The sequence below is a fragment of the Nostoc sp. EspVER01 genome (genome assembly GCF_034530635.1).
Lineage (GTDB): Bacteria > Cyanobacteriota > Cyanobacteriia > Cyanobacteriales > Nostocaceae > Nostoc.
Genome location: NZ_JAVRCS010000008.1, coordinates 103,781 through 119,346, shown reverse-complemented (window position 1 = coordinate 119,346; position 15,566 = coordinate 103,781). Strand labels below are relative to the sequence as shown.

At 41.5% G+C, this 15,566-nt stretch carries 13 protein-coding genes; 8 read left to right on the top strand and 5 right to left on the bottom strand.

Annotated features, from left to right (window positions below; all coding sequences use genetic code 11):
• Nucleotides 1–225: 225 nt before the first annotated feature.
• The 3 genes from RMX69_RS09555 (at nucleotide 226) to RMX69_RS09545 (ending at nucleotide 3,464) form a co-directional block, all read left to right on the top strand.
• A complete protein-coding gene (locus tag RMX69_RS09555) occupies nucleotides 226–1,107 on the top strand; it encodes an Npun_R2479 family HD domain-containing metalloprotein (protein WP_322637286.1) in 882 nt (293 codons plus the stop codon).
• Nucleotides 1,108–1,213: 106 nt separating this feature from the next.
• Nucleotides 1,214–2,329, top strand: coding sequence for an ABC transporter permease (locus RMX69_RS09550; RefSeq protein WP_322637285.1), 1,116 nt, complete (start codon nucleotides 1,214–1,216; stop codon nucleotides 2,327–2,329).
• A gap of 481 nt (nucleotides 2,330–2,810) precedes the next feature.
• Nucleotides 2,811–3,464 (top strand): DUF4241 domain-containing protein, encoded by a 654-nt coding sequence (locus RMX69_RS09545; protein WP_289795426.1) that lies wholly within the window; start codon nucleotides 2,811–2,813, stop codon nucleotides 3,462–3,464.
• A gap of 369 nt (nucleotides 3,465–3,833) precedes the next feature.
• Here RMX69_RS09545 and RMX69_RS09540 read toward each other — a convergent pair whose 3' ends face one another.
• Nucleotides 3,834–4,859: an ABC transporter permease gene (locus RMX69_RS09540; RefSeq protein ID WP_289795425.1), complete on the bottom strand. Its 1,026-nt coding sequence runs from the start codon at nucleotides 4,857–4,859 to the stop codon at nucleotides 3,834–3,836.
• 173 nt (nucleotides 4,860–5,032) lie between these two features.
• On the bottom strand, nucleotides 5,033–6,685 hold the full coding sequence (locus RMX69_RS09535) for an ABC transporter substrate-binding protein (RefSeq protein ID WP_322637284.1): 1,653 nt from the start codon (nucleotides 6,683–6,685) through the stop codon (nucleotides 5,033–5,035).
• A gap of 532 nt (nucleotides 6,686–7,217) precedes the next feature.
• Between RMX69_RS09535 and RMX69_RS09530 the strand changes: the two genes are divergently transcribed.
• The 5 genes from RMX69_RS09530 (at nucleotide 7,218) to RMX69_RS09510 (ending at nucleotide 12,035) form a co-directional block, all read left to right on the top strand.
• Nucleotides 7,218–7,544, top strand: coding sequence for a hypothetical protein (locus RMX69_RS09530; RefSeq protein WP_289795423.1), 327 nt, complete (start codon nucleotides 7,218–7,220; stop codon nucleotides 7,542–7,544).
• 446 nt (nucleotides 7,545–7,990) lie between these two features.
• Nucleotides 7,991–9,520: a photosystem II chlorophyll-binding protein CP47 gene (gene psbB, locus RMX69_RS09525; protein ID WP_322637283.1), complete on the top strand. Its 1,530-nt coding sequence runs from the start codon at nucleotides 7,991–7,993 to the stop codon at nucleotides 9,518–9,520.
• Between the two features lie 113 nt (nucleotides 9,521–9,633).
• Nucleotides 9,634–9,741, top strand: coding sequence for a photosystem II reaction center protein T (locus tag RMX69_RS09520; protein ID WP_084227385.1), 108 nt, complete (start codon nucleotides 9,634–9,636; stop codon nucleotides 9,739–9,741).
• A gap of 294 nt (nucleotides 9,742–10,035) precedes the next feature.
• On the top strand, nucleotides 10,036–11,169 hold the full coding sequence (locus RMX69_RS09515; protein WP_289795421.1) for a 30S ribosomal protein S1: 1,134 nt from the start codon (nucleotides 10,036–10,038) through the stop codon (nucleotides 11,167–11,169).
• 131 nt (nucleotides 11,170–11,300) lie between these two features.
• Entirely contained in the window at nucleotides 11,301–12,035 is a 735-nt protein-coding gene (locus RMX69_RS09510) for an HAD family hydrolase (protein WP_289795420.1), read from the top strand.
• Between the two features lie 11 nt (nucleotides 12,036–12,046).
• Here the strand turns inward: RMX69_RS09510 and RMX69_RS09505 are convergent, their stop codons facing one another.
• The 3 genes from RMX69_RS09505 to RMX69_RS09495 all read right to left on the bottom strand — a co-directional run bounded on the left by RMX69_RS09505 (nucleotide 12,047) and on the right by RMX69_RS09495 (nucleotide 15,482).
• Nucleotides 12,047–12,655, bottom strand: coding sequence for a DUF4231 domain-containing protein (locus RMX69_RS09505; protein ID WP_322637282.1), 609 nt, complete (start codon nucleotides 12,653–12,655; stop codon nucleotides 12,047–12,049).
• Between the two features lie 3 nt (nucleotides 12,656–12,658).
• Nucleotides 12,659–13,411, bottom strand: coding sequence for a hypothetical protein (locus tag RMX69_RS09500; RefSeq protein ID WP_289795418.1), 753 nt, complete (start codon nucleotides 13,409–13,411; stop codon nucleotides 12,659–12,661).
• 178 nt (nucleotides 13,412–13,589) lie between these two features.
• Nucleotides 13,590–15,482, bottom strand: a complete 1,893-nt coding sequence (locus RMX69_RS09495) for a sensor histidine kinase (RefSeq protein ID WP_322637281.1) — start codon at nucleotides 15,480–15,482, stop codon at nucleotides 13,590–13,592.
• Nucleotides 15,483–15,566: the final 84 nt, after the last annotated feature.

Below are 15,566 nucleotides of genomic sequence, written 5' to 3'. Positions count from 1 at the left end.
TACACCAGGAAATTATTCTTTATACGTAATCAACCATTTCTCTAAAGCCTTTGTTTTGCCAAAAGCCGTGTATCCAGGTACAGATAAAGCTAGCGTCTACAGCTACACGTGAGTTACAAAGGAGCAAACTCCATTGCCTTAGATTCCAGCAAGGGTAGCCTTGATTATGGAATTTTGAAATCAATCAAATCAATAAAAAATTGGTATTTACCAGAGTAAGCAGATATGTTCAATGCCACTGAAATTTTAATTGATGCCTTTGTAAATGAAATTCGAGACGGCTACCGTCGCACTTATGGCTGCTTTAAAAATGATTATCAGGATATTATCGCCTGGGCAGGTAACATGGCTTTGGAAAACATTGCCAATAGCGACGCCCTTTATCACAATGTTGAACACACAGTCCTAGTCGCCCTAGTGGGGCAAGAAATTTTACGTGGTAAACATATTAGGGAAGGCGGTGTTTCCAGTGAAGACTGGTTGCATTGTATTATTTCCTTAGTGTGTCACGATATTGGCTACGTTAAAGGGGTTTGTCGGCAAGACCGAGAAACAGCAAACTTATATGCTACAGGTAAAAATGGCAGAATGATTTCTGTGGCTGCTGGTGCTTCTGATGCCAGTTTGACGCCGTATCATGTTGATAGAGCCAAGCTTTTTATTGATGAGCGTTTTGGAGGTCACAAGTTAATAGATGCTGAGGCAATTAAGAGCAATATTGAATTGACTCGATTTCCGGTACCTGCGGCAGAAGATCATCAAGATACAAGGTGTTTTGCCGGATTAGTCCGGGCTGCTGATTTAATTGGTCAACTAAGCGACCCGCGTTACCTGAAGAAAATTACTTCTTTATTTTACGAATTTGAAGAAACTGGTGTAAATAAAGTTTTGGGCTATAAAACCCCTGCCGATTTACGCAATAACTACGCTAAGTTTTACTGGAATGGCGTATATCCCTATATTCAAGAAGGACTGCATTACCTATCATTGACACAACAGGGAAAACAAATTCTTGCAAATCTTTACTCAAACGTGTTTGTTGTGGAACATGAAAAACAACAAGAAGAACAGCAGAGGTATTTAGAAAAGTTAGCAGTTAAGAGCTAAGAGTTGGGAGTTAGGAGTTTAGGAGTTGAAAATTATTAATCATGAGTTATGAATTAAGATAAAAACTTAATAACTCATAACTCCTAACTTATAACTCCTAACTACTATGGATTGGTGGCGACGACTTAAGAAAAATCCTTTGGCACGATTTGGGGCTATTTTACTGTTAATTTTCTATATAGGAGTAATTGCAGCTGATTTCGTAGCTCCTTATGACCCCTATGCTTCACAGCCTAATGGTTCACTGCTGCCACCAACTAAGATCCACTGGGTTTCTCAGTCAGGGCAGTTTATCGGCCCCCATGTTTATCCGACGACTCAGGGAGATACTAATTTAGAAACAGGCGATCGCAAACTCATTGTAGACTTCAAAAATCCATCACCTCTGCGTCTATTTGTCTCCGGGCCAGAATACCGATTGTTGCAGATGAGTTTGCCATTACCCCCGAAGTGGGATGAAGTCACGATCTTTCCTGGTATTCCCTTAAATTGGCATTTATTTGGGACAACAAGTGGCACAAAAGTCAACATATTGGGTACTGATGACCAAGGGCGCGACCAATTCAGCCGCCTTTTACATGGCGGTCGCATCAGTATGTTTATCGGGATTTTTGGCATTATCATTACCTATCCCCTTGGTTTGCTCATTGGGGGAATTTCTGGCTATTTCGGCGGTGTAACTGATAGCCTAATTATGCGCTTGGCAGAAGTGCTAATGACTTTCCCTAGTATTTATCTTTTGGTGACATTGGGCGCAGTCTTACCAGCGGGTTTAAGTAGTACCCAGCGCTTTTTGTTGATTGTGGTGATTACTTCCGTTATTAGCTGGGCTGGTTTAGCACGAGTCATTCGGGGACAGGTACTATCAATTAAAGAGCGAGAATTTGTCCAAGCTTCGCGTGCAATGGGCGGGAACCCACTTTATATCATCCTCCGCCATGTTTTACCGCAAACGGCTAGTTATGTAGTTATCTCTGCGACTCTTGCAATTCCCAGCTTTATTGGTGCAGAGGCGATATTGAGTCTCATCGGCTTGGGTATTCAACAACCAGACCCCTCTTGGGGAAATATGCTTTCTCTGGCTAGCAATGCTTCAATTTTGGTGTTGCAACCTTGGCTAATTTGGCCGCCGGCTGTGCTGATTATCCTCACAGTGCTGGCATTCAACTTACTCGGTGATGGGCTGAGAGATGCACTTGACCCGCGCAGTTTAAGAAGATAAGCCTTCAATAAATAGCAAATGGGTACTCCGATATAGCAAATGCGATCGCCCTTTGATGTCGCTTAATGTGGGGTTAACCGACATTGCGTTAAAAGCGGCTAATTTAAAGCAATATACGTTGGTTAATGCGGGGGGTGAGTGGTGGATGAATTTGAAGAATTTATCAGGGGACGTGCTTTGGCTCAATTATTAGAGCAAGAAGCTGGAGTTGCCAAAAGATTGTAAGAATAATACTATCAAGTGGCCGCAGAACAGAACTTAAGCAAGAAAAGTGTTTGTGTTTAAAAGTTTTAAATGTGTTCGTGCCTAAAGTTTGCTAAGAAAATCAAGTAACAAAAATTTGATTAATTCGTTTTTAATGCTGTATTTGTGAGGTTTTCAGCCGCCTGTTCGTCGCAACTGACTTGCGCGGTCGAGTCTATCTCAATAGATTTGTATAAGATTGGAATTAATGATCCTTAAATAAATAATCTGATAAAAGATGATAAATATTGATTTATCAAAAGCTTTCCAAACAGGTCAAAGGCTAAATACACGATTTGGTATTTTTATTCTTAATCCCTATAAAATTGGGAAACTAAACTTAACTTCAGGAAAATTAATAGCTTGTGATCCCCTAGTTTTTCCTGGCACAGACCCCTTTAGTCCCAATTTTAAGACTGGTTGTTATCCAGTTTTTTTGAGCATTGCACGCAACCTTAATAACGAAGAACCAATGGTTGCTTATGCTATGGTTCAGATTAGCGAAGTAACCGCAGTGCGATGGGAATTAGCTACTAGAGTTGGTGAAAAATTAAGTGATTTAAAAGAAGGAGAGGGATTTTTTGGTTATGGAGTTGATTCTGGAATAGGGTGCTTTATGGATGCGGATGCTGCTCAAATTATTATTAATAATACTTGGGAAACAGAAATTTATGAACACACTTTAGCTTGCAAACTAGATAATTTACTCGAAGAAGAAAATAGCCTTGGCGTAATGTTGGCTAATATGTGTGTCAATGAGTTCAATAAAGCAAATGTTATTGCATTTGCAACGGCGTTGGGTGATGGGTTTTATTATACTTACTTTGGATACGATACGAATAATAATGTTGTTAACGTTATTACAGTGAGTTTATCTGGATATCTCCAGTAATAAAAAAGTAATAATATTTTCTGATATTTAACTCGAAACTATAAAAGACAAGGTTTTCAGTTGCCATTACTGTGTACCTTGATTGCGAGGTCGAAACTAAAGCAAACGCAATAGAAAAAATTAAATTGGTGCTGCTTAATAACATTCATAAGTAGACGAAACAGAAGGTTTTGCTACGATATAAAGTTAGCTTTCAATTGTTTAACTCCTTTGCCTGACTAATGAAAAGTTTTTTCTAAATCATTAAGTCGGTAGGCACGAGCAAACTAATATATTTTTAGTTTTGTAAAAACAGTGAAATAGTGAATATTATCTCAAAGATGTGAATAAAATTATTGGGATTTTAGCTAGTGGCATTTCTCAAGAAATTTAATATCGAATTCGCGGATCTACATAAGCGTTTAAAATATCAATCAAAATGCTGGCACTGACAACGATCGCACCAAAAAACACCAGCACTCCCTGGACTGTGGGATAATCGCGATCGGCGATCGCTTGATAAAGTCGATTAGCTAAACCAGGCCAAGAAAATGTTACCTCTGTCAAAATAGCTCCACCCAACAGAGACGCAAAAGTTAATCCCAAGACTGTAATCACTGGAATTAAAGCATTCTTTAAAGCGTGAGAGGCTAAAATCTTATTTTCACCAATACCTCTAGCTCTAGCCGCTTCTACATAATCTGCTTGCAAAGTTTGCTTTAAATTCACTCGCACAATTCGCTCAAAAATCCCACTGAGCAAAATTCCTAGTGTGAGACTCGGTAGAGCCAGATGGTGTAAGGATGTGAAAAACTGAGTGAAATTTCCACCGAGCAAGCTATCAATTGTATACAATCCAGTGACAGTAGTCGGAGCCGATAGATTGGGCGGAAACCGGTTGGAATTAGGAAACCAACCCAATTGGACTGAGAAAATCAACTGCAAAAGCATTCCCGCCCAAAACATCGGAAGTGCGTAGGTGATGATCCCAAATAAGCGCCCGCCGACATCAAAATATGTCCCAGGACGGGAAGCTGAAAGAGTTCCAACTGCAATGCCGACGATGAGTGCAACCGCCATACTACATACTGCTAACTCCACTGTCGCCGGGAAATATTGCCCAATGATGTCCCAGACATTTTGTCCGCGACTCATTAAGGAGGTTCCCAAGTCAAAGCGCAGTATGCTTCCCAAATAATTTAGATACTGTAGCCACAACGGAAGGTTTAAACCAAGTTGTTTTCGCAATTCTTCTTTAGCTGCTTCTGGCGCACGTCCACCAAGAATTGCATCTGCTGGATCTCCTGGTGTTGCTCTTAGTAAGAGAAATACAATGGTGATGATCGTTAATAGTTGAAGTGGCGCAAGAAGCAACCGAGAAATAATGTAATATTGTAAAGCTTTAGAACGAGACATAAGGAATTTAAAGTTTAAGATTCAAAATACAATTTTAGGAACTATTTTAGCTATCACCTAAATATATATTAAACATGAAATTTTTATTGAATAGTCAAAAGTCAATGGTCAACAGTTATTACTAATGACCAATGACTAATACTTCGACTACGCTCAGTACAAGTGACCAATGACTACTTTTTAAGTGTCTGGTAAACCAAAATTTGGGTAGGGTTAAGTTTTACGCCATTAACACCATTTCGGGCAAATACATAGTCTTTGTTTTGCCATAAAGGAACATAAGGTACATCAGTAGTAACTTGCGTTTGAATTTCGGTAAAAATTTTCTGACGCGCTTCGGGATTTTGTTCTTTGCGTTGCCCATCAATCAGTTTATTTATGGCTTCGTTATAGTAGAACGAACCCTGAGTTTGACTGCCTCCATCTTCGCATCCTTTCGCAGCAGAACCTTTGTCACAAGACAAAAATGGCTGGACGTAATTATCTGGATCTAAAAAGTCTGGATACCAATCAAGTAAAGCTGCCGGATACAAACCTTTGGCAATATCTTTAAAGAAGGCAGGCCCTTCCGCTTGGGTAATTTCAAATTGCAGTATTCCATCCATTTTGACATCCACAAGAGATTTGAGTGTCTGTGCTGCCAAACTCCGAGTAGGTGAACTAGAAGGATACCAAACTTGCACTTTTGCAGGATTCTCTTTGGAGAAGCCAGCGGTAGTTAATAATTTTTTAGCTTGATCGAAGTTAGCATCGCCATATTTATCTTTGAATAATGGCACAGAAACTTTAAATGTTGTGGGAATCATGCTATATAGCGGATCTGCTTGACCAAGTAACACCCGCTCATTTAAAAGTGGACGGTCAATTATGGATGCGATCGCTTGTCTTACCTCTAATTTATCTAAAGGCTTTTGATTCCGGTTTAATACCAAATAACTTACTACACTACCTTCAGCTGCGATCGCTTGCCAATCTCCTTTTTTACCACCTTCTTCCAAACTCCGATTTTGATCTGGCTGTAGCGATAGATAAGCTACATCCACCGCGCCTGTACGGAAAGCATTAAACAAATTAACTGGACTAGTTTGAATTTGGAGATTAACACCCTTGTTACCTGGTTTTTCTCCCCAGTATTTATCAAACACATCAAATCGGATGGAATCAGTACCATACTGTCCTAATTTGTAAGGGCCAGTTCCCACAAAAATATTCGGCTTGAATTTACCAGCGCCGACTTCATAAGCTTTTGGCGAAACGGCACAAATTCCAGGAAATGCCAGCAGTGAGGGAAAAGCTGCAAAGGGCTTTTTCAACTTGATGGTTAACTCATACTCGCTTGTAGGTTTGATAGAATCTACTATATCAGCTAGTAAGAATGAGGGTTTTCCTTTATTTTCAATAAATCGCTGAATGGTAAAGGCCATTGCTTGAGCATTGAAGGGAGTCCCATCGTGAAAAACGACTCCCTGACGTAAGGGGATGGTATAAGTTAAGCCGTCTTGACTGACTTTGGGTAATGCTGTAGCTAGTTGGGGTTGAATTTCGGTGCTTCCTGGTTCGTAGTTGTAGAGGCGATCGCTCATATTAAACACCAAGCCTAAAGATGCTAACTCATAAGCATCAGCCGGATCAAGGGTTCTGGGCTTTGCTGTTGTACCGATAGTAATACGACCATCACCTGTAGGGGTATTTACAGAACCGGATGGTGGCGTAGAAGGTTGCGGACGAGGAGCGCAACTAACAACTAAAAATAAACATAGACAGAACAAAGATAGGAATTGTGTAATCCGACCCCACCGTTTCACGGACAAGGAAAACCAGGTCATAGCAATAATATATTTGATATCAGCGGTCAGCAATTTTACTATATTTATGACTCTTATGCTGAATCTTCACAATTTAGAGTGGTTCTTGTTTCGATGGAACCCTCCGTAGCCATCTCAATCAAAAATTGGTGGCGGATACTCAACTTCATAATTAAGTTTACTGCTACTGTGTGATGCCTACGCCCATGCACTGTTTGGTTACAAAAAATCATTGATAAAATACAGAACTTGAAATTTAGGATTTGTTAAGTATTGAAAAGTTTTTTTTATTTAATTAAATTTTTACAACATTGGTTAAATTTGTCTTAAATTCATGGTTACTAGGAAAATAGGTCTTGTTAAGGTTTGACCTTAGCCCAAGTAGTGTACGTTGAGATTTTAAATGTTGCTGCTTGGGAACAGATACCGATAGAGCGGTTTATCGTCAAGATTGGCTGTATTGTCAAAAAGAAGAGTGTTTGAACATCAGCGACTAAAGCGATCGCGATATTGTTAACAGCAGATTGAAAGTCGAAATAGTGAGACTAAGACCGTGAAGTATTTCTTTCTATCTGAGGGATGGGCAGTTGCAAGAGTTTGGGCATCTGATGGACTCTGGCAAATAACTGCATGGCGACGCCAACCAGATATTCAGCGCATGAATATTTGTTTAGTCGAAGAAAATGAATTGCTCTGGCTTTATCGAGTTGAAGAAGCCGTTTTAACCGTAGAAGTGAAGCCAACAACACCAGTAATTGGTAGTCAGACCATCGGTCAAGTAGTACTCAAGCGTCTGATGAGCGCTGAACAGGTAATCGAACGCCTGGGTACAGCCGAGGCGAAGTGTCAACTGCAAAATATCCACTTGGTGGTTCAGTAGATATGGGGCATGGGGAGCAGAGGGGATAAAACTTATTACAACTTCTCTTCTCCCCTGCTCCCCTGCTCCCCTGCCTCCCCACTCCTCGTAAAGAAAAGATAAGAAAATTTAATCCCTGACGAGTATTGGTAGCGAAAAAACTTGGAGATGCTACGCGATCGCATCAATTTACACGCTTGCAAACAATTCCATCAATAGTTACACTTTTTAAAACATTCTCATTTTTGCTTGGCGATGGCTACCCTACATAGGTAAACCTCCCGAAGCGAGTAAGCATTGCCAAAGCACCCACGGTGTATGACTTATTAAGACTAAGCTGTGGTAATACTCTGGCTCTGGCAATAACAAAAAACAAGAGAGAGTTTTATGAGTGGCGATTTTCGTCTCTCATAACCTCAGTAAGAAAATTGCTTTGTAAACTAACTCATCGAGGAGGAGCGTAGTCGATGGGACTACCCTGGTACCGAGTACATACAGTCGTTCTGAATGATCCAGGGCGACTGATTTCTGTACACTTAATGCACACAGCCTTAGTAGCAGGCTGGGCTGGTTCGATGGCACTCTACGAACTAGCTGTTTTTGACCCTAGCGATGCAGTTCTCAACCCAATGTGGCGTCAAGGGATGTTCGTCCTACCCTTTATGGCACGTTTGGGCGTCACCCAATCTTGGGGTGGTTGGAACGTTACTGGTGGACCATCAAGCGATCCTGGCTTCTGGTCATTTGAAGGCGTTGCTGCCGCTCATATTGTTCTTTCCGGTCTGCTATTTTTAGCCGCCGTATGGCACTGGGTTTACTGGGATTTGGAACTCTTTAGAGATCCCCGCACTGGTGAACCGGCTCTCGACTTGCCAAAAATGTTTGGCATTCACCTGTTCTTATCTGGTCTACTTTGTTTTGGATTTGGTGCTTTTCACGTCACCGGGCTATTTGGGCCGGGGATATGGGTTTCTGACGCCTATGGTATAACTGGCGCAGCACAGGCAGTAGCACCAGAATGGGGGCCAGATGGCTTTAACCCCTATAACCCTGGTGGCATTGCGGCTCACCACATTGCCGCTGGTGTTGTTGGTATTATTGCAGGCTTATTCCACCTGACAGTTAGACCCCCCGAACGGCTCTACAAAGCCCTACGGATGGGGAACATTGAAACAGTACTTTCTAGCAGTATTGCAGCAGTCTTCTTCGCTGCTTTCGTGGTTGCTGGTACTATGTGGTACGGTAACGCCGCCACACCCATAGAATTGTTTGGTCCCACCCGCTATCAATGGGATCAAAGCTACTTCCGTCAAGAAATTCAGCGCCGCGTCCAAACTAGTGTTGCTCAAGGTGCAACCCTTGACCAAGCCTGGTCGCAAATTCCCGAAAAGCTGGCTTTCTATGATTATGTTGGTAATAGCCCCGCTAAAGGCGGTCTATTCCGTACAGGGCCTATGGTGAAGGGTGATGGTATTGCCCAATCTTGGCAAGGTCACGCCGTATTCAAAGATTCTGAAGGACGGGAATTGACCGTGCGTCGTCTCCCCAACTTCTTTGAAACCTTCCCAGTGATTTTGACTGATGCAGATGGAATTGTCCGCGCTGACATTCCCTTCCGTCGGGCAGAATCTAAGTATAGCTTCGAGCAATCTGGTGTCACCGTTAGTTTCTACGGTGGCAATCTGAATGGTCAGACCTTTACAGAGCCAGCTGATGTGAAGAAGTACGCCCGTAAGGCTCAAGGCGGTGAAATCTTTGAATTTGACCGAGAAACCTTGAACTCTGATGGTGTATTCCGCACCAGTCCTAGAGGTTGGTTTACCTTTGGACACGCCGTATTTGCTCTGCTGTTCTTCTTTGGTCATCTCTGGCATGGCGCTCGGACAATCTACCGAGACGTATTTGCTGGTGTTGACGCGGATCTTGAAGAGCAAGTTGAGTGGGGTCTGTTCCAGAAAGTGGGTGACAAATCAACCCGCCGGAAAGAAGCCCTTTAATTTCAGTGCTGAGTTCTGAGTGCTAAATTCTGAGTTAAGGCTCTGACTTAGCACTCAGGTGACTCAGCATTAAAAACTTTAACAACTGGCTGGATAAAGAGGAAATCGTAATAATGGAAAGCGTTGCGTACATCTTGATTTTTACTCTGTGTATAGGTACTCTCTTCTTTGCGATCGCATTTCGCGAACCCCCTCGCTTTGAGAAACCAAAAGATAAGTAGATCCTATCCATAGACTTTTAAGCGGATTTAATCTTAATATCCGTTGCTACTAAGTATGGTGGCAACGGATATTATTGTGTTCGTCCTTTGTTGGTTTTCACTACTAAGTAAATGACAAATCATTTTTATATTGTGATATAATTTCCAATCTTGGGAGTAGATATGTGTTAATGCTAGCTTTTCTGCGCTAGGATAAAAAAGGATGTTTTGTGTAAGCTGCCATAATACTGCTTACATAACACATCGCGCTTGTCGCACCACCTTTACGGAGACTAGAACCAGGAACAAATCAGCATGGTCAATCAGAATTTAACCGCTACAGAAATTGGATTCACTCACGAAGATTTCGCTGCTCTACTTGACAAATACGATTATCATTTTAGCCCTGGTGATGTTGTCCCAGGAACAGTTTTCAGTATAGAGCCGCGCGGCGCTCTGATTGACATTGGTGCTAAAACCGCAGCATATATACCTATACAAGAAATGTCTATTAACCGGGTGGATAGCCCGGAAGAAGTATTACAGTCAAACGAAACACGCGAATTTTTCATTCTTACCGATGAAAACGAAGATGGTCAATTAACCCTTTCCATTCGCCGTATTGAATATATGCGGGCTTGGGAACGCGTGCGGCAGTTGCAAGCAGAAGATGCTACTGTCCGTTCTGGCGTGTTTGCAACCAATCGTGGTGGAGCATTGGTACGAATTGAGGGATTACGTGGCTTTATCCCCGGTTCTCATATCAGTACCCGCAAACCAAAAGAAGAATTGGTAGGTGAAGATTTACCATTGAAATTCTTAGAGGTTGATGAAGAACGTAACCGCTTAGTTCTATCTCATCGTCGAGCGCTGGTTGAGCGGAAGATGAACCGCCTAGAAGTCGGCGAAGTAGTAATAGGTACTGTTCGTGGCATCAAACCCTACGGTGCTTTCATCGACATCGGCGGCGTGAGTGGTCTACTACACATTTCTGAGATTTCCCACGAACATATTGATACACCTCATAGCGTGTTCAATGTCAATGATGAAGTGAAAGTTATGATCATTGACTTGGATGCAGAAAGGGGTCGCATTTCCCTATCTACCAAGCAGCTAGAACCCGAACCCGGCGACATGATTAAAAACCGGGATTTGGTCTACGATAAGGCAGAAGAAATGGCTGCTAAGTATCGCGAACAGCTATTAGCCAAGCAGCAAGGTGCTACTGCTGCGGCTGCACCTGCGGAAGTTCTTGCAGACGAAGATATTCCACCAGCAACAGAACTTGACGAAGATATTCCACCAGCAACAGAGCTTGACGAAGATATTCCAGTAGTTGCGGCAATTGAAACAGAGATTCCAGCAGCGACAGAAACTGAAGAAGAAATTCCAGCAGCGACGGAAACTGAAGAAGAAATTCCAGCAGTTCCAGCAGCTATTGAAGAGTAATAAATTTTTTATAGTTTTACTTGTCTTTAAGTAAGAGTATTAAATCATTTTATAAAGAGGGAAAAACCCTCTTTTTTTATGTGGAGAATCGCTGAAAGTGAAGAGTTGGGAGTAGTTAGAAGTTAAATATTATGGCAACCATTAAATGTAAAAATACCACTTTTGATAATATCCAGGCAATTTTGTTTGACAAAAACGGTACTCTAGAAGATTCAGAAACGTATTTGCGATCGCTAGCACAAAAAGCAGCAAGATTAATAGATGCTCAAATTCCTGGAACTGGGGAACCCCTATTAATGGCATTTGGCATCAATGGCAATTTTCTAGATCCCGCAGGTTTAATATCAGTAGCAAGCCGCCGCGAAACAGAAGTTGCGGCTGCGGCATATATTGCCGAAACAGGAAGAGGATGGTTTGAGTGCTTAAAAATAGCCCGTCAAGCTTTAGATGAAGCGGAAAAATACATTGGACAAACTCCTTCACCACTGTTTGTAGGTAGCTTAGACTTGTTGAAATATCTACGGGAAGGGGGTTTGAAACTTGGCATTCTCTCAGCTGCGACAACTGAAGAAGTACGTAATTTTGTAGCCAATCACCAGTTAAGTGATTATATCCAGTTAGAAATGGGCGTAGATGAAGGGCCGAGTAAACCAGATCCAGTGTTATTTTTGCAAGCTTGCCAAGCTTTGGGAGTTGAACCGAACGCTACCTTGATGGTGGGTGATGCAGTTGGTGATATGCAAATGGCGCGTAATGCTAAAGCCGCAGGTTGTATTGGTATCACTTGGGTAGGTAAGTCAGATCATGTCCGAGGTGCAGATGTGGTGATTAATCAACTTGATGAAATCCAGATTTTAGAGGATTAATTTAGACGATTTTATTCTTCTTTCTTCTCTTCTAAATTGGTTATCTTTGTATTTGGCAGAAGGATATGGTCTTCCTGATTGTGTCTTTCTTCTTTCTTTTCTTGTACAACTTGAGTAGCATATATTTCCACATCTCGCTGAATAATATCTTCTACATGACTTGCAAATAGATTAAATGCCTGTTCGTGGCTTGGATAAATACGATAAGGGCCCGTCAACTGTGAGAATTGCCACCCTTGGGTTTTCAAAGACTCAACTGTTCGGCGATAGTGTCGCCAGCGTTCTCCATAGTGAAAAAACTCTTCAATGGCAGCACTAATAGCAACTATTTGGCTCAAACCAAAAGTTGACCACATAATGATATCCCTGTTGTTAGGTTTGAAATTAGTGTTGATATTTAAACTTACCAATGCTGGGAGAATTACACCACCAATAATAGTTGTTATCCGTAAAAAATAATGGCGATCGCGCGATAAATTTGCCTTCCTTTCCATCCAGAGTACTTGGTCTAACCAGCGCGATCGCAAAAAATGTTTTTGCACATCACCTAAATTAATACCTGCAAATAACTTGTTAAAATCTTCTTTTAAAAATTCGTGATAACTATCTTTTTTAGCCATTTTTTACTCCTCATTAGAAAGTAACCCCTTAATTACTTTGCCTAAACTCTCAACTCCTTTCTCTAAGTCGATTAAGTCGATGTATTGTAATGTACCAGATTTAGCTAGCTTTTCGGCTCGTTCATCAGTAGCCTTTCCACGCAAAGCATCTGCAAGTATATCTGCGGTTCTACCACTACCAGCAATCACAATAACTAACCTTCCACTATCAACGCTAGAAAACGCATCCTTAAAGGTAATTTCACCACCGTTTAAGAGTAGTGTCACCGAAGGTGCATCATTGGCCAGCATAGTCGCAACGCAAGATATCCAAGGAGACTCGTCGCCCCAATCATTACCAGGAACTAGCACGAAATGAGTATGGTTTGGCTCTAAGGGTATTAAATCAGCAGCAGTTTCTGAATAGTTAGGTAAAGCCACTTTACTTTCGGGTGTCACACCAACCAAAGCAAACTTAGCACCTATCTGGGTACGAGCCGCACCCATCATTCGCATAATTCCTACATCCGTACCTCCATCGACGACATAAGCCCCTAAAGTTTCGGCAATGGGGGCTAAAACTTCCACAAACAACCTTTGAATTCGGAGAAAGTCAGCTTCACTGATGTTACTTGCACCCCCCACTACTACTAAAACAGGACGCGAACCGCCAAGCCCTATTTCCTCAAGAGCATTTGGCAATTCCGCTTGCTGCTCAACTTGAATAGCTAATGCTGTTTGCCCATTGTCAAAGGTAAGTTTTAAACAACTTTTCATTTTTTAAAAATATTGACTGCTGAGGTTTTCCAGCGTAGTGCTTCGCAGTCCTTTTCTGCAAGTGTTGTATTCCGTTCTCACCAAAAGGACTCTCTTTTTCTAGCATAAATTGCTGCATTCTTAATTTCGTAAGCTTTTTAGCTTATTTTGTCGCCACGTCAGATGTTATCAGTAATTTTTACTTGCTACTTGTTAAAGGAATAACGATGGTAAACTCTGTTCCATATCCTGGAGTAGAATAAACTTCAATAGTTCCTCGATGTTTATCTACAACAATTTGATAAGCGATCGCCATTCCTAATCCGATTCCTTTACCCACAGGTTTAGTAGTGAACATATAGTCAAATACTCGTTGCTTTACCTCTTCTGACATCCCAATACCATTATCGGAAATCTGAATAATCACTTGTTTTTCATCAGTGAGTTCAGTCTGAATGCGAATTTGTCCTTCATTCTTTACTAATGACTCTTCTATAGCATCAATTGCATTCACTAGAACATTCATAAACACCTGATTGAGTTGCCCCGCATAGCATTCTACTAGGGGTAAATCACCGTACTTCTTAACGATCTGAATTTCTGGTTGATTAGGCGTGGCTGTCAGGCGATGATTCAGAATCATCAGAGTGTTTTCTAATCCTTCATTAATGTCTACAAATTTCATATCTGCCTCATCAAGGCGCGAGAAATTACGCAGCGACAGCACAATTTGACGAATGCGCTTGGTTCCCACTTGCATCGATGCCATTAACTTAGGTAAATCTTCTGCCAGAAACTCAATATCAAGGTCTTGGATGCGATCGCTAATTTCGGGTGTAGGATTTGGGTAGGTTTGTTGATAAAGCTTGAGCAAATCGAGGATGTCTTGGCTGTAAACGCTAGCATGGTTGAGGTTGGCATGAATAAAATTAGCAGGATTATTGATTTCATGTGCCACTCCAGCAACCAATTGTCCCAGGCTAGACATTTTTTCGGTGTGGATTAGTTGAGCTTGGGTATTTTGCAATTCTTTCAGGGTTTTGCTGAGTTGTTGCGCCTGCTGGCTAGAAACAAAGGCGCGATCGCGAATCTGTTCATATAGTTGTACTTGTCGCCATGCACTAATCAACCCAACTACCAACAATCCTCCTAAAACTGTAGCCAACAGGTTCAACGCCTGCAATGGCGATTCAATATTTTCTTTTGGCACAATTAACGCTACTGACCAATTTGCCTCTCTCAGGGGAGTGTAAGCAACATAACTCCACTTACCATCCAGTTGAAGCAATTCAATATTTGTGCGTTTATCTACCATTTTTTGGCTAATTTCAACTAATCTGGGATTACGCGAGTTCAGAAAACTCTTGGCAGCTTTTTCGGGTGTACCAATTAGTTCCGTGTTGGGATGAGCGATGGGAATTCCTTGAGAATTAAGCGCAAAGGCATAGCTGCCTTTACCTTGATGTAAATTGCTGATGACCTCAACGACCCGATTAATTGGAATTCCTCCCATTAAAACACCTGCTGGCTTTGTACCTCTTTCGGCAGGAATCGGTGAACTAATCTGAATTTGTAATTGATTGCTTGTACGTCCAAGAATTGGATCGGCAGCTACCGTGTCACCCGCCATACTCCGCTGAAAAAATTCTCGGTCTTTAACATTTGGAGCACCTCCTTGAGTATTAATCAATGAACCATCCGGTACGGCAAACGCGATGAGCAAAAACAGTTGCAGCCGCTTCAACTCAGATTGCAAGTAAGGTTCCATCGCAGACCAATCTAGCGATCGCACCACAACAGAATTTGCCAAAGTCTTAATTTCTGTCTTCCGAATGGCTAGCCAGTTATCGATATCATCTTCACCTTGCCGTGTTTTTAACAGTGCTTGCTCCTTGAGACTATCGAGTAGCAATCCCTTAACAATCTTGTAACTAGTGATAGCTGTGGCGCTAATGCTAATGGATAAAATCACCACAATTGATAACAATAGTAAGTTTCGCGATCGCTTTTTCAAAGAATAGTAGTTTTTGTTGATTTTAGCACTCCATCGGGGATTAATTTTCAACCAGATTTTTCGCATTTTAAGCATCATCGTTGCTTTACTCCAAGTTAAAATTTAAAAAGTAAAAATGAAAAGTGCTGAGTAAACTAGAAATTACTCAGCACTCATAACTCA

Coding starts and splice junctions, on each gene's coding strand:
- RMX69_RS09555 (WP_322637286.1), top strand. CDS start 226: ATGTTCAATGCCACTGAAATTTTAATTGATGCCTTTGTAAATGAAATT.
- RMX69_RS09550 (WP_322637285.1), top strand. CDS start 1,214: ATGGATTGGTGGCGACGACTTAAGAAAAATCCTTTGGCACGATTTGGG.
- RMX69_RS09545 (WP_289795426.1), top strand. CDS start 2,811: ATGATAAATATTGATTTATCAAAAGCTTTCCAAACAGGTCAAAGGCTA.
- RMX69_RS09540 (WP_289795425.1), bottom strand. CDS start 4,859: ATGTCTCGTTCTAAAGCTTTACAATATTACATTATTTCTCGGTTGCTT.
- RMX69_RS09535 (WP_322637284.1), bottom strand. CDS start 6,685: ATGACCTGGTTTTCCTTGTCCGTGAAACGGTGGGGTCGGATTACACAA.
- psbB (WP_322637283.1), top strand. CDS start 7,991: ATGGGACTACCCTGGTACCGAGTACATACAGTCGTTCTGAATGATCCA.
- RMX69_RS09520 (WP_084227385.1), top strand. CDS start 9,634: ATGGAAAGCGTTGCGTACATCTTGATTTTTACTCTGTGTATAGGTACT.
- RMX69_RS09515 (WP_289795421.1), top strand. CDS start 10,036: ATGGTCAATCAGAATTTAACCGCTACAGAAATTGGATTCACTCACGAA.
- RMX69_RS09510 (WP_289795420.1), top strand. CDS start 11,301: ATGGCAACCATTAAATGTAAAAATACCACTTTTGATAATATCCAGGCA.
- RMX69_RS09505 (WP_322637282.1), bottom strand. CDS start 12,655: ATGGCTAAAAAAGATAGTTATCACGAATTTTTAAAAGAAGATTTTAAC.
- RMX69_RS09500 (WP_289795418.1), bottom strand. CDS start 13,411: ATGAAAAGTTGTTTAAAACTTACCTTTGACAATGGGCAAACAGCATTA.
- RMX69_RS09495 (WP_322637281.1), bottom strand. CDS start 15,482: ATGATGCTTAAAATGCGAAAAATCTGGTTGAAAATTAATCCCCGATGG.